The following is a 13816-nucleotide window of genomic DNA, read 5'->3' on the forward strand; positions in this document are numbered from 1 at the left end:
ACGATTCCCCCCTTACTCTTGTGGCTCTCTCGGTAAGTATTTCTCAATAATTTTCGTATCAATGCGATCCAGCTCTTCTCTCGGAAGGATCTTCAGCAGCTCCCAGCCAAGATCCAGCGTCTCTGTCATCGAACGATTTTCTTCATGTCCCTGACCAATATAGCGTTCCTCGAATTGTTTTCCGAATTCCAAATATTTTTTATCAATCGGCGAGAGTTCATCTTCACCGATGACAGAGGCTAAGTTTCTCGCTTCTCCTACCTTTGCGTAGGCAGAAAACAGCTGATTGGCTAAATCCTGATGGTCTTCTCTCGTATAACCTACTCCGATTCCGTCTTTCATCAGACGTGACAATGACGGCAATACACTGATCGGCGGATAAATGGACTGACCGTTTAAATTACGATCCAGCACAACCTGACCTTCCGTAATGTATCCGGTTAAATCGGGAATCGGGTGCGTAATGTCATCATTCGGCATTGTAAGAATCGGAAGCTGTGTCACAGACCCCTCCGCTCCCTCAATAATTCCCGCGCGCTCATAAAGCGTCGCCAGTTCACTATATAAATACCCCGGATACCCTTTTCTGGAGGGAATTTCCCCTTTGGATGAAGATACTTCACGCATTGCTTCTGCAAAAGATGTCATATCAGTTAAAATTACCAAAATATGCATATTACAGTCAAACGCCAGATATTCTGCTGCTGTCAAAGCAACTTTTGGCGTAATCAAACGCTCAACGACCGGATCGTTTGCCAGATTTAAAAACATACACACGTGATCTGCAACACCACTTTCCTCAAAGGTTTTTCTGAAAAAATCAGCGACGTCATGCTTGACTCCCATAGCTCCAAATACAACCGCAAATGGTTCTTCTGATCCGTCTCCCAGAGATGCCTGTTTTACAATCTGCGCCGCCAGCTGATCATGCGGAAGACCGTTTCCAGAAAAGATCGGAAGCTTCTGTCCCCGGATCAGGGTGGTCAATCCATCAATTGCAGAAATTCCGGTCCGAATATAATTTCTCGGATATTTTCTTCTCACCGGATTCAGCGGAAGTCCATTGATATCTCTTCTCACGTCAGATACCAACGCTCCCAGACCGTCCACCGGCTTTCCGATTCCGTTAAACGTCCTGCCAAGCATATCCGGCGCCAGAGTTACCTCCATGGGATGACCGGTCAGTTTTGTATGGGTATTATTAAGGGACATATTCTCGGTTCCCTCAAACACCTGTATCACTGCGCGATCCTCATACAGCTCTATAATTCTTCCGATTTTTTTCGTGCTGCCGCCTACCGTAAATTCCACAATTTCATCAAAAAATGCATCCTGCACCCCCTCTAAAACTACGAGAGGACCGTTGATACTGCTCAGTCCTAAATATTGAATTGCCATACGTTATCCCTCCTATGCATTTTTTTCTAACACAGTACGGTAAAAAGTATCAATTTCTTCCTGATACAAATCAAGCATTTGTAAGTTATCATTTGGCACATCATATTTGATCGCAATCATCCGCTCAAAGATTCCTTCTTCCTTTAGGACGCTCATGGGCATCCCTCTAACCACAAGCTCTCTGCATTTCTCATACAGATATAAAATAACTTCCATCATTTTAAACTGCTTTTTCATTGACACACAGGTATCATCCTTGTGAAACGCATTTTGCTGCAAGAATCCCAAACGAATCACTCTCGCAATTTCCAGCACCAATTTCTGATCGTCGGGAAGAACATCCCCTCCGATCAGTTTTACAATTTCCATCAAACTGTTCTCCTGATTTAAAAGCGCCATCAGACGATTTCGGTAATCTACAAATTTAGGAGATACGTGATCCCGGTACCATCCTCCTAAATCCACCAGATATTCGCTGTAGCTGCTCAGCCAGTGAATTGCAGGAAAATGTCTTGCATATGCCAAAGATTTATCTAGCCCCCAAAAACAGCGGACAAAACGCTTTGTATTCTGTGTTACAGGTTCCGAAAAATCTCCGCCCTGAGGGGAGACAGCGCCGATAATTGTCACCGATCCATCTGTTCCGTTGAGATTATGCATCATTCCTGCTCTCTCATAAAATGCAGAAAGCCGAGATGCAAGATATGCCGGAAATCCCTCTTCTGCGGGCATCTCCTCCAACCGACCGGATAATTCTCTCAATGCCTCTGCCCATCGGGAGGTGGAATCTGCCATAATTGCCACGTCATATCCCATATCCCGGTAATATTCTGCCAAGGTCAGTCCCGTATAAATAGAAGCTTCTCTGGCTGCCACAGGCATATTGGAAGTGTTCGCAATTAATGTTGTTCGGTCCATCAATGGATTCCCGCTTTTCGGATCTACCAGTTCTGAAAACTCCTCCAGCACCTGTGTCATCTCGTTCCCACGCTCCCCGCAGCCAATATAAATAATAATATCCGCATCGGACCACTTGGCAATCTGATGCTGTGTCATCGTCTTTCCGGTGCCGAATCCCCCCGGAATTGCCGCAGTTCCTCCCTTTGCAATGGGAAACATCGTATCTAAAATTCTCTGACCGGTCACCAGTGGGACGCTGGCAGGAATGCGATTGTGCACCGGTCTGGGAACTCGAATCGGCCACCGCTGCATCATTGTCAGTTCTTTCCTCGCCTCCTGTTCTGTTTCCAAAGTTATCAAAGGATCTTTGATGGTATAGTCTCCATCTTCCGCTGCACATACAACAGTTCCCGAGATTCCCGGAGGAACCATACATTTATGAGTAATTGCGCGTGTCTCCTCAACCTCGGCAAATATATCGCCTTCGTGTAAAAAATCGCCTTTCTTCACAATGAGCTTGGTTTTCCAGAGCTTTTCTGTATCCAGTGAATCTACCTGAACTCCGCGAGTAATAAAGGCTCCTGCACTTTCTGCGATTGTCTCCAACGGACGCTCAATTCCGTCAAAGATATGGTCCAAAATTCCCGGAGCCAGCGTCACAGACACAGCTTCACCGGTGGCTTCCACGATTTCTCCGGGATGCAGGCCGCTGGTCTCTTCGTAAACCTGTATTGTTGTCCGGTCTTTTTCAAGAGAAATCACTTCTCCCACTAATTTCTCTTTTCCAACGTACACCATCTCTGACATTTTAAATCCTGTATCTCCTTTCAGATAAATTACAGGACCATTAATTCCATAAATTTTTCCGGTTCTATGCACCTGACGCACCTCCCTTAAAGATAAAATCTTCATACTCTTTTTCCAGAGCTCCCTGGAAAGAGTGATCAATCAGAATATTACGTCCAGGAATTACCGCCCGGATTCCTCCAAGAAACTCTTCCTCACTGATCGTGATTGTCATTCCCGTCCGTTGTTCCAGAAAAGCTTTCTTATCTTCATCCGATTGGTTCATATAAATTGTCAGAGGCTGCCCGTCAGCAAATCTTGCAGCTCCCATGATATAAGAAATCAAAAGCTTTTGATATGCCTCTGTTTCCATATAATTCTTTAACAGTTGATGCACTTCCTTGAACAGATCATTTTTCAACGTGTTTTTCACAACACTTAATTCTTTTCGGAGTTTTAGCTGCCCCTTGGATATTGCAGAATTCAATTGCTGTCTTGCAGAAGCCGTCTCTGTCTTAATTCTGGTTCTGGACTGCATCAAAATTTCCTGCCGATGCGTTTCCAAAAGATTCTCCAGCGTTTTCTGATGATTCTTTATCATCTCATTGCCAAGATCTCTCGCCTCTTCCATCGCAGCCTGCCGTATATGCGTAATTTTCTCTTCAATCGTCAATTCTGTCACCCTCTTTCATCCGGCATTACAATTTTAATCCAATGGCTTCATTGACATAGGATGTAATAAAATCCTTCTTCCGTCCGGTTCCGTGCCGGTCAGGAATTTCAACTAAGAGCGGCATTTTCCGTTTCAGCTTCATCTCATCAATCAATTCCGGAAATTCTCTTCCAAATTTTTCTGTCAAAAGAACAATGCCGATGGATGAATCGCTCATTGCTTTTTCCAATGCCTGATAAAGTTCTTCTTTTTCATGAACTACAATGCCGTCAACGCCTGCCAGACGCATCCCCGTCAGCGTATCAACGTTATCGCTGATCAAATACATTTTCATATCAATCACTTCCCGATTTAGCCTAATTTACCAATAATCATAAAAGAAATAATCAATCCATACAGGCAGACTCCCTCTGCCAGACCTACAAAGATCAGGGATTTACCGAGCGCGCCGGGGTCCTCGCTGATTGCTCCCAGCGCCGCGCTGGCTGCACTGGCAACGGCAATTCCTCCTCCGACACAGGAAAGACCGGTGGAAAGCGCTGCCGCCAAATATCCCAATCCGGTAGACATTCCTCCGTCCGCAGCTGCCTGTGCCGCTTCTACCGGACTGGTCACAAACAGCATCACTCCTGCAATGACAACCACGCCAAAAAATAAGACAACATTGGAAAGAATACTTTTTTTATAACGCTTTCTCGTCTTTTCCCCTCTGAAAAAATATCCGAAAGGAATCAAAACACTGAAAATAAATGCTGCAATTATTGTTAATTTTATCGCTAATGTCATAATGTTACCCTCCTAGTTTTACTTTTTTACATGATGACGAAACGGATGAAACTCCCTTCCGGAGCCTGTATAAAACCGACTGAACATTTCATAATATTCCAAACGAAGTACTTGAATTCCAACCACAAGTCCCTCCAATCCACAAACCAGAAGATTTCCCAGAATCATGACAATCCAATTGGGATGACCTTCTGTGGCTCCGGAAAGCATTAGTACAACCTCCATCATTGCCGCATGACTGACTGCAAAAGCACCCACACGCACAAATGAAATGGTATTGGAAAAGAAGCTTAATAAGGTCTCAAATAATTCAAAGAATCCCTCAATAAAAAACATTCCGACCCCATCTTCTGCCTTGGGCTTTTTCCCCTTGATCATCTGTGTCAGCGGTTTTTTAAAAACAAACATCAAAACCGGAATCCCCAAAAAGATTGCCATCATGATATTTCCGGGAGTCTTATGTCCGGTCATATAAAGAACAATGGTAAGCACAAGAAATCCATAAAAAATAAATCCCGCTGCCCCGTTGGGTCCAAACAGCATATTTTCTGTATCTCCCCTCTTTTTTGCATTGATCATCTGAAAAATCATTGCAAGAAGAATCAACACCATTCCAAATGCAACCGCAACAATAAATACTGTATTTAATTGTCCTACAAACGGAAGATTTGTCATTGCCTCCATCGGAGAAAGCCATATCGGTTCAATGATCGTTCCCTCAAACCCAAAAAAGCTTCCGTACATGAATCCGAAAAAGGTTGAGAAAACTCCTGCTATGGATATAATTCCCGCCAGGTTCCACTTCTTCCAAAGATAAAGAACTCCACCGCCCAAAAAGAGACATAAGCCCTGCCCGACATCGCCAAACATCGCGCCGAAAATAAATGTATAAGTCAGCGCCACAAAAATTGTGGGGTCCATCTCGTTATGAGCCGGCAATCCATACATACGAATAAACATTTCAAACGGTTTAAAAAATTTAGGATTTTTCAGCTTTGTCGGCGGATCTCCAAAGAATTTCTCCCGTCCTTCTTCTACTACAATGGTAATTCGGTCGTCCTCCTTTGCCTCCGTCATAAAAGCCTGAGTGTCCTCCTCACTCATCCAGCCGCAGAGAATATAATAATCTTCCTGTTCATTTTCCATCCGTGCCGCCATTTTGCGCACATCAAAATTTCTTGTTAATTCTTCCAGCCGATATCGGGCGCCTAAAATTTTCGCTGCGTGCGCTGATAAAAATTTTCCGATTTGATCCTGCGCTTCTTGCATCTGCCTGCCAATCTCATCAATTTTCTGATTTAGATTATGACAAATCTCCGCAGGCATTCCATTGTATCCCTCCGGCAGATGCATGACTTCAAAATGAAGAGACTGAAATGCCGAATCAATTTTTCCGGTTTCCTTGTGTGCCGCAAAATAGCATCCGTAAACATAATTTTCATCACGGGTGCCTTCCAGAAAAACGGCGTTGAGATCGTCAAATAAATATTTTTCAAGCTTCTGAAAATAGCCAATGCTCACCCGTCCAAACCGAACTTTAATGTATTGATATTGAGAAATCTCTTTGAGGTTTAAGTCCAGCGGCAGAAAAGGCTCTAATTCATGAAGATTCTCCAGCAGTTCTTCCTGCTTCTTTTTTAAGACTTCCTCCCTCGTTTTCAGATCCAGATAATCATGATGAATTTCCCGAATCAAATCTAAGATTTCACTTTCAGAGAGCGAAAGATCCATCTTCGCTGAAGCATCTGGAAGCATGCCAACATACTGTTCTGCTCTGGAGAGCGGCTCCTTGTAAGGATTAATATCCATAAAGGGCATTAAATTATCTGTTGTTTTCAGTTCTGTTAATGCGTTCTCAAGCTGCATCTCATATTTTGATAAATATTTGCTGCTTACCCGGTCTATATCCGTTTTGGGACCGGAAATACTTAAAAATTTCATCTTTACAATCATCCGGCGTTACCTCCTTTCTGTCTGAATTCCTGTATGAAATACTGTAAGGTTTCCCGCTCTGATAATCCATAGCGCACACATTCCAATGCCGTCGTAATTTTATAAATCTCTTCCTCTTTTTGAAAAAGATAATAATAAATGCTTGCCAAGGAATACGGATGATTTCGATAGGCTGCACGCAAAATCTTCTCCAAACACTGGTTTGCAATGGATTCAATGGATGTGTCTCCATTCAACTGATATTTTCGTCCATAGAAAGTATCCTCAAACCGCCGCCCAAATTCTTCTGCCGATGGCGCTTCCACCAGCTCCTTCAATTCCTCATTTCTGATTCGATATTGAATCGGAATTAATAAATTATAAATGTCCGGAGCCAGCATATGATAATATTTTTTTGACCGATAAATCCACTGCAGATTTAACAAGTCAATTTTCGTTCCCAGCTCCTTTTTTATAAATTTTCGATCATTGGATCCCCCTAACCCTTTTCCTGCTTTCCACATAGCAGAAAAATAATATAGATCCAACGCCAAATCATAATCCAAAAGACTGGATGATCCCATTTCCTGAACTCTCTTCAGCGGAGCATAATATTCCGTATCTTTTAAATTTTCCACCAACTGCTCTATATTCTGTGCAGTCATCAGATATTCAATTCTAAGATCTGAAAAACGATCAAAAAACGGACGTTTATAATTGATGTCAAACGGCGGATTATAGTGGTTAAATACAATTCGGAAACAATATTCTAGCAGCTCCACTTCATACCGTTTCATAAAAATTCTCAAAAATTCTTTCTGTGCCATGTCCGCAAACCGATAAAGTCTGCTGTAATCATCATAGAGCGACAGTACCAGAATTTTTTCAATGCTTCCCCTGTGATATAAGGATTCATCCATTTGCTCAATTAAGCTTCCATACGATCTGGTTTCCTTCAGATACTCAATGATATCTGTGACTGTACTCATGCCGGCCAGTCTTTTATAATCTGCTTGCTTTAGCAGCTTCGCACGCATTGCAGCGGCTTTTGTTACAATTCCGCTGTAGCGCATAACATCTCTCATCATACCACCCCCAAATCTCTCAAGCTTCTACTGTGCATTCAAAATGTTTTTTAAAATCTTTTCCGCGTACATGGTATGATTCTGCTCAAAGTCCTTCTTTAGAAACTCTATTTCCTGCCGATTCTTTTGTTCTTGTTCCTGAAGCATTCGATCCATATTTTTTTGCAAATCGGATCGAATCTGCTGAATTTTCTCCTTCGTTGCCTGCTCCGTTTTTTTATCGAACCGATCGCGCCGCTCCTGCATCTTTCTTTCCAGTACATGCTTTTCCTCCTCGGCGTTTTCTACGATTGCTCTGGCAGACTCCTCGATTTCCAAAAGCTGACTTGCAATTCGCTCCATAGAAATCCCCCTTTCTTATAAAATAGGTTCCCCTATTTCGGATACACCTATTTTATCCCCTTCTCATGATCTTTACTAGCTTTTTCATTCATTCTTTACATAAATTTTAACACTTTCCACAATTTGCAGACATATTTAGACATTTCTGCTGCGGTTTGTTGGATATCTTTTTGGCCCAAACGTTAAGACTCCATGACACTTTATGCTCTCTTTTCTATTTTCAGGGTATTTTTATGGATTCTTGCCTTTTTTCTTTTATACTATATTTCACACAGCGTTTGATTCGATACTTTTATAAATTTAAACAAAGGAGATTTTTCAATGAAATTCAAAATTCAAAACCGTGTCTTTCCCTATATTTTTTCCATAATGTTTCTCATTTATTTACTTATTTTAATAAAAATTATATTATTAAAAGATGCAGCTCTGGCGGATTTGCCCAAACATCTCTCCCCAGACTATAACGGATTTCGTTCCTTAAATTTGGTTCCATTCCGAACTTTTCAGGATTTTTTCGCCATTGCCAAAAAGGGAAATTTTCTCTGGGGCATTTCAAACATCGCCGGAAACGCGCTGGTATTTCTTCCTTATGGATATTTGCTGTCCCTGCGGTTCTCCACCAAATTTCAAAATTTTGTAATTCTAATCAGCGCTCTCCTGTTGAGCCTTGCCTTTGAGTGTCTGCAGTTTTTTCTCTATCTCGGCAGCGCCGACATTGATGATATCATTTTAAATGTTTTCGGGGCGTTCCTCGGTATTCTATGCTTTCGGATTCTGTCTGTCATTGCAGGGCATCAAAAGACCGTCATTTACAAAGTCAGTCTTGTTCTGAGCTTCGCCGCATTTTTAGGAGCCGCTTCCATCGGATACTTTGAATTTGGAAATCGTCTTGGAATCGAATATAAAGAAGAAGTAATTGGCGGTGAAAAAGTACCGAAAGATCCGGAGGATTATTCAGGATATTTCATATCCGGCAATGATTGTAAATTCACTGCAGCGAATTCTCTGGACCCATCCTTTGGGAAAGAAACAGCCATCCGCATTAAAGAAAATACGACCATCTATTATTTAAAATATACATCAAAAAAATGGACGCCCTACAAAACTCAAGCAGTCTATCAGCTCTACACTCCGTCTCAGCTAAAGTCTGTGAAAAAAAATTCCCGGGTCTCCGTCTGGTTTGATAAAACAGCCAGACAAAAAACAGCGAGCGTTATTGTACTCAGTGATCCCATAGCCTCCGAAACATCCGAGGATCAAAAAATGTCTTTTCCAAATTCTAAAACAGAACTGACCGGCTATATCACTTCCACACGACATGATTCTCAAACCTTTACCTTAAATAAAATCGACTCTTTTGAGACCAAAGACGGCGGCTCCGTATCTACAAGCACAAAAATCTACCTTCCGATCTCTTACAAAAAAAATGTGCCGATTACGGTAAGAGATGTCTACGGCAGCGGAAGCAGCTACGAAGACCGAAAAGGAACTGTTGATGACCTGACAGCTGACAGCTTCGTTTCTGTCAAAGGAACAATGAAAGATCATGTATTTTATGCCGACTTTATTTTAGTCTCTATTTTCCACAACGAGGGAACAACGCATCAATAAGCAAACACAGACACGGCAAAGGAGCCAAGGGAACCCCTTGACTCCTTCGTATTTTTATAATACCTTGCTTAAAAATGTTTTTGTTCGCTCTTCCTTTGGATGCTCAAAAATCTGCTGCGGTGTTCCCTGCTCGCAAATCACTCCGCCATCCATAAACAGTACTCTGTCTGCCACTTCTCTTGCGAATCCCATCTCGTGAGTTACAACAACCATGGTCATACCTTCTTTGGCAAGCTGTTTCATAACCTCCAAAACCTCGCCGACCATCTCCGGGTCCAGCGCTGAGGTGGGCTCGTCAAACAACATCACTTCCGGTGAAAGTGCAAGAGCTCTGGCAATTGCAACTCGCTGCTTCTGACCTCCGGATAACTGTACTGGAAAATTATCTGCCTTGTCACCGACACCAACTCGATTTAACAATTCCATTGCCTTTTCCTTTGCCTGCGCCTCGCTCATCATCTTGTGGCGGATCGGCGCCAGCGTTACATTGTCAAGAATCGTCAGATGCGGAAAAAGATTAAAATGCTGAAACACCATTCCCACTCGTTTTCGGAGAGCATCCACATTGAATTTCTTCTCCATCAAATGCATATCATCAATGACAATCTCGCCCCTTGTGGGAGTCTCCAAAAGATTTAAACATCTTAAAAACGTACTTTTTCCTGAACCGGATGGTCCGATCACGCAGACACATTCTCCTTTTTTTATCTCGCAGTGAATGCCTTTTAAAACTTCCAGAGACCCAAAATATTTATGTAAATCTTTAACGCTTATCACTTTGCCGCAATCTCCTTTCCACTGCGTTTAATCCCAGAGTTAAAATTTTTACCAGCAAATAATAAATGCATGCCGTGCCAATCAGCGGTGTCATTGCCTCATAAGTTCTTGAAATTACAAAATCTGCCGCTTTACTTAAATCTACTATGGATACATATCCTAAGATGGATGTTTCCTTCACCAAAACAATAAACTCATTCCCTAACGCCGGAAGAATATTTTTAATCGCCTGAGGTAAGATAATATCTTTCATCGTTTGTCCGTAGGATAATCCAAGAGATCGTCCTCCTTCCATCTGTCCCTGATCGACTGCCAGAATTCCGGCACGAATAATTTCTGCCACATAGGCTGCACTGTTTAACCCAAAGGTTACAGTACCTACGATGAGTCCGTCTACCCCTTTTAAGATAATGAAGAACATAATCATCAACTGGGTAACCGTTGGAGTTCCTCTGATAATATCAATGTACACATATGCAATTTTTGATAGAATGGTACTTTTTCCATTCTTTTCTGCCGTCAGACGCATCAACGCAAGCAAAGTTCCGAGAATCACTCCAAGAATGACCGCCAAAAAGGAAACGAGAATCGTCATCTTCAACCCATCCAGATACATCAGATAACGCTTCCCCGCGATAAACGCTGTATAAAACGAATCTAAACTCATAATAATCTTACCTTTCCTTCCAGCATCTAATCAATGTATTTGGCTCTCAGCTTCTTAAATGTACCATCTTTTTTCATTGCCGTCAGCTGCTTATTAATTTCCTTCAGCAGCTTATCATTTCCTTTCGGAAGCGCGATGCAGTAGTACTCTTCTGCCGCTTTATCTCTGACAATCTTTAACCCTTTATTTTTCTGTACAAATTCCTGCGCAGTTTTCTCATCAATTACAACCGCGTCAATTCCACCGTTTTTCAAATCCATAACGGCATTGACGCCTTTTGGGAAACGTTTTACATCAACATCTCCTGCTGCAACTACCGGCTCTTCTTTTTCACCGAACGGATCTCCGGATACTAATTGATCTCCGGTTGTTCCTTCCTGAACTCCGACCTTCTTGCCTTTGAGATCTGTCACTTTTTTAATTTTATCATTGTTCTTTTTCAGGATGAGCACCTGGCTGGTTGTATAATAGCTGTCAGAAAAATCTACCGCTTTTTTGCGATCTGCTGTTTTTGTCATTCCCGCCGCAACTGCATTGATTGTTTCAGATTCCATCGCTCCGATCAGGGACTTAAATTCCATATTCTGAATTTCAATCTTCACATCCATACGTTTTGCAATCTCTTTCATCATTGCAATATCAAAACCATCAATCTCTTTATTATTGTCTACATACTCAAACGGAGGGAATTCTGCATTTGTTCCGACTTTTAAAGTATCCGGAATTGTTGCCTCCTCTTTTTTGCTGCATCCTGTAAACAACATAGATACCGCTAAAACACCTGTCAATGCTGCCGCTAATAATTTTTTCATAATCTTTTTTCTCCTCTTTCTTAAAATAATGGAACGACCGCTCCGTCGTATTTATCTTCAATGTATTTTTTTACACTGTCGCTCTTTAACGCCTTGATCAGAGCTTTGATACTGTCCTTCTTCTGATCTCCGTCGCGAACAGCAAGAATATTTCCGTAGTTCTTTGCTCCCACAGAATCGGTATCCTCGATTGCCAGTGCATCTTTGCTGACTTTTAATCCTGCTTCCAGTGCATAATTTCCATTGATTACAGCAAGATCTACATCTTTTAATGATCTTGGGATCTGTGCTGCTTCAATCTCTTTAATCTCCAAATTCTTCGGATTCTTTACAATATCCTTCTTTGTGGCAGTCAGCCCTGCATCTTCTTTTAACTCAATGAGTCCCTCTGTCTCCAGAAGCAGCAGCGCTCTTGCTTCGTTGGTTGTATCATTCGGCACTGCAATGACCGCGCCCTTTTTTAGATCCTTTATCTTCTTTGTCTTCCCCGGAAAGATTCCAAAAGGCTCGTAGTGGATAGTTGCCGCTGCTACTAAACTTGTCCCTTTTTCTTCATTAAAGTTGTCCATGTACGGCTTATGCTGAAAATAATTTGCATCCAAATCTCCAGCATCCAACGCTGTATTTGGCTGTACATAGTCCGAATACTCTTTGATCTCCAAAGTATAGCCCTCTTTTTTCAACTCTTTTTGTGCAGCTTTTAAAATATCTGCATGAGGAGATGGACTTGCGCCAACTACAAGTTTCTTGGAGTCTTCACTGCTTTTGTCATTTCCTCCGCCGCATCCGGTCAGCAGACCCAAACATGCCGCTGCGGAAAGCGCAACCGCTAATACTTTTTTTAACCTCATAATGTTCTCCTTTTTCTCATCCTATAACTTCTCTTATAGTTCATTAATAGTTCCTACACATAACATGTATTTTACAATATATTGCGAAAGATTTCAAATGCAGAAGGCAATGCATAAACCGTTTCCAGGTCCTTTTTGGGCACCCACAAAAAATCTTCCAGCGGAATGGGATGTTCCAGCAAAATCCGAACCCCTTCCATATGCCATTCCACATGACTGAAAATATGCTTTCCCCTCCCTGCCTGCTCCATTGGGCAGTTTGGAATTCCCCATTGTTCCATCTGATTCTTAAGATCTTCAGAATCCATCCTTCCATCAAGATTCGGAAATTCCCAAAGCCCTGCTAAAAGACCTTTCGTTTCTCTTTTTCTTATGACAACCTGATCTTTTGTTTCCAGTAAAAATACCGTCTTATTTTGAATTTTTCTTGGCTTTTTCTTTGTTTTTACCGGAAGCTGATCAATGAGATCCTCTTTGTATGCCCGGCATACCGTATCCCACGGACATTGCTCACAATTTGGTTTGCCGTTGGGTACGCAGACCGTGGCTCCAAGTTCAATCAATGCCTGGTTAAAATCTCCTGCCCGATCTTCCGGCATCAATGCAAGAACTTTCTTCCCCATTTCCTTTTTTGTTTTATCCTTTAGAATATCGGAATCATCTGCCCAAAGTCTTGCAAGTACACGAAGTACATTTCCATCCACTGCCGGAACCTGCAATTCAAAGGCAATCGAACCAATGGCTCCTGCCGTGTACATGCCGATACCCTTCAGTGATAACAAAGCGTCATAATCTGCGGGAAGCTCTCCATGGTATTTTTCCATAATGGTCTGCGCCGCTATTTTTAAATTTCTGGCTCGATTATAATAGCCCAGCCCTTCCCATAATTTCATAAGCCGATCCTCCTCCACCTCTGCAAGATCGGCAACGGTCGGCAATTCCTCCATAAACCGGTCAAAATATGGCTTCACAGCCTCCACTCTGGTTTGCTGCAGCATAATCTCTGAAATCCAGATTCGGTAAGGATCTTTATTTTCTCTCCACGGAAGCAGCCTTTTATTATAATCATACCAATGAAGCAAGGATTCTCCTAAGTCGTATCGTTTTTCCATCTCATTTCCCTTCTAAACTCATCGAATTGATTTCCGACGCAGTTACGCTTTATTATAACAAAAGGTATCAAAAATTGCTATGGA

At 42.1% G+C, this 13816-nt stretch carries 14 protein-coding genes; 1 reads left to right on the forward strand and 13 read right to left on the reverse strand.

Annotated elements, in window-relative coordinates; translation table 11 throughout:
• Positions 1 to 12 precede the first annotated feature (12 nt).
• The 8 genes from AC27EF_RS05115 to AC27EF_RS05150 are packed head-to-tail and all read right to left on the reverse strand — an operon-like array spanning position 13 to position 7902.
• The gene (locus tag AC27EF_RS05115; RefSeq protein ID WP_487109355.1) at positions 13 to 1398 is read right to left on the reverse strand and encodes a V-type ATP synthase subunit B; all 1386 of its coding nucleotides are present in this window, start codon (positions 1396 to 1398) and stop codon (positions 13 to 15) included.
• Positions 1399 to 1410: 12 nt separating this feature from the next.
• Positions 1411 to 3177: a V-type ATP synthase subunit A gene (locus AC27EF_RS05120; protein WP_487109428.1), complete on the reverse strand. Its 1767-nt coding sequence runs from the start codon at positions 3175 to 3177 to the stop codon at positions 1411 to 1413.
• Positions 3170 to 3766, reverse strand: coding sequence for a V-type ATP synthase subunit E (locus AC27EF_RS05125; RefSeq protein WP_487109356.1), 597 nt, complete (start codon positions 3764 to 3766; stop codon positions 3170 to 3172). Before AC27EF_RS05125 ends, AC27EF_RS05120 begins: the two co-directional genes overlap by 8 nt.
• A gap of 16 nt (positions 3767 to 3782) precedes the next feature.
• Complete coding sequence (locus AC27EF_RS05130; protein ID WP_487109357.1) at positions 3783 to 4091, reverse strand: V-type ATP synthase subunit F; 309 nt, start codon at positions 4089 to 4091, stop codon at positions 3783 to 3785.
• Positions 4092 to 4108: 17 nt separating this feature from the next.
• Positions 4109 to 4543 carry an ATP synthase subunit C gene (locus AC27EF_RS05135; RefSeq protein ID WP_487109358.1) on the reverse strand — a complete coding sequence of 145 codons (435 nt, stop codon included), beginning with the start codon at positions 4541 to 4543 and terminating at the stop codon, positions 4109 to 4111.
• 18 nt (positions 4544 to 4561) lie between these two features.
• A complete protein-coding gene (locus AC27EF_RS05140) occupies positions 4562 to 6496 on the reverse strand; it encodes a V-type ATP synthase subunit I (RefSeq protein ID WP_487109359.1) in 1935 nt (644 codons plus the stop codon).
• The gene (locus AC27EF_RS05145) at positions 6493 to 7563 is read right to left on the reverse strand and encodes a V-type ATPase subunit (protein ID WP_487109360.1); all 1071 of its coding nucleotides are present in this window, start codon (positions 7561 to 7563) and stop codon (positions 6493 to 6495) included. The genes AC27EF_RS05140 and AC27EF_RS05145 overlap by 4 nt, the downstream gene beginning before the upstream one ends.
• 24 nt (positions 7564 to 7587) lie before the next feature.
• Positions 7588 to 7902, reverse strand: coding sequence for a hypothetical protein (locus tag AC27EF_RS05150; RefSeq protein WP_487109361.1), 315 nt, complete (start codon positions 7900 to 7902; stop codon positions 7588 to 7590).
• Positions 7903 to 8223: 321 nt separating this feature from the next.
• On the opposite strand from AC27EF_RS05150, the gene AC27EF_RS05155 reads away from it, so the two are divergent.
• Positions 8224 to 9513 carry a VanZ family protein gene (locus AC27EF_RS05155; RefSeq protein WP_487109363.1) on the forward strand — a complete coding sequence of 430 codons (1290 nt, stop codon included), beginning with the start codon at positions 8224 to 8226 and terminating at the stop codon, positions 9511 to 9513.
• Between the two features lie 54 nt (positions 9514 to 9567).
• Here AC27EF_RS05155 and AC27EF_RS05160 read toward each other — a convergent pair whose 3' ends face one another.
• The 5 genes from AC27EF_RS05160 to mutY all read right to left on the reverse strand — a co-directional run bounded on the left by AC27EF_RS05160 (position 9568) and on the right by mutY (position 13732).
• Positions 9568 to 10290 carry an amino acid ABC transporter ATP-binding protein gene (locus AC27EF_RS05160; protein WP_487109364.1) on the reverse strand — a complete coding sequence of 241 codons (723 nt, stop codon included), beginning with the start codon at positions 10288 to 10290 and terminating at the stop codon, positions 9568 to 9570.
• Entirely contained in the window at positions 10277 to 10957 is a 681-nt protein-coding gene (locus tag AC27EF_RS05165; protein WP_487109365.1) for an amino acid ABC transporter permease, read from the reverse strand. Before AC27EF_RS05165 ends, AC27EF_RS05160 begins: the two co-directional genes overlap by 14 nt.
• 26 nt (positions 10958 to 10983) lie before the next feature.
• Complete coding sequence (locus AC27EF_RS05170; RefSeq protein WP_487109366.1) at positions 10984 to 11769, reverse strand: basic amino acid ABC transporter substrate-binding protein; 786 nt, start codon at positions 11767 to 11769, stop codon at positions 10984 to 10986.
• Between the two features lie 20 nt (positions 11770 to 11789).
• Complete coding sequence (locus AC27EF_RS05175; RefSeq protein WP_487109367.1) at positions 11790 to 12620, reverse strand: MetQ/NlpA family ABC transporter substrate-binding protein; 831 nt, start codon at positions 12618 to 12620, stop codon at positions 11790 to 11792.
• Positions 12621 to 12691: 71 nt separating this feature from the next.
• On the reverse strand, positions 12692 to 13732 hold the full coding sequence (mutY, locus tag AC27EF_RS05180) for an A/G-specific adenine glycosylase (protein ID WP_487109368.1): 1041 nt from the start codon (positions 13730 to 13732) through the stop codon (positions 12692 to 12694).
• Between the last annotated feature and the right edge of the window lie 84 nt (positions 13733 to 13816).

The sequence above is a fragment of the Anaerostipes stercorihominis genome, assembly GCF_057535655.1.

Coding starts and splice junctions, on each gene's coding strand:
- AC27EF_RS05115 (WP_487109355.1), bottom strand. CDS start 1,398: ATGGCAATTCAATATTTAGGACTGAGCAGTATCAACGGTCCTCTCGTA.
- AC27EF_RS05150 (WP_487109361.1), bottom strand. CDS start 7,902: ATGGAGCGAATTGCAAGTCAGCTTTTGGAAATCGAGGAGTCTGCCAGA.
- mutY (WP_487109368.1), bottom strand. CDS start 13,732: ATGGAAAAACGATACGACTTAGGAGAATCCTTGCTTCATTGGTATGAT.
- AC27EF_RS05175 (WP_487109367.1), bottom strand. CDS start 12,620: ATGAGGTTAAAAAAAGTATTAGCGGTTGCGCTTTCCGCAGCGGCATGT.
- AC27EF_RS05145 (WP_487109360.1), bottom strand. CDS start 7,563: ATGATGAGAGATGTTATGCGCTACAGCGGAATTGTAACAAAAGCCGCT.
- AC27EF_RS05130 (WP_487109357.1), bottom strand. CDS start 4,091: ATGAAAATGTATTTGATCAGCGATAACGTTGATACGCTGACGGGGATG.
- AC27EF_RS05140 (WP_487109359.1), bottom strand. CDS start 6,496: ATGATTGTAAAGATGAAATTTTTAAGTATTTCCGGTCCCAAAACGGAT.
- AC27EF_RS05155 (WP_487109363.1), top strand. CDS start 8,224: ATGAAATTCAAAATTCAAAACCGTGTCTTTCCCTATATTTTTTCCATA.
- AC27EF_RS05135 (WP_487109358.1), bottom strand. CDS start 4,543: ATGACATTAGCGATAAAATTAACAATAATTGCAGCATTTATTTTCAGT.
- AC27EF_RS05165 (WP_487109365.1), bottom strand. CDS start 10,957: ATGAGTTTAGATTCGTTTTATACAGCGTTTATCGCGGGGAAGCGTTAT.
- AC27EF_RS05170 (WP_487109366.1), bottom strand. CDS start 11,769: ATGAAAAAATTATTAGCGGCAGCATTGACAGGTGTTTTAGCGGTATCT.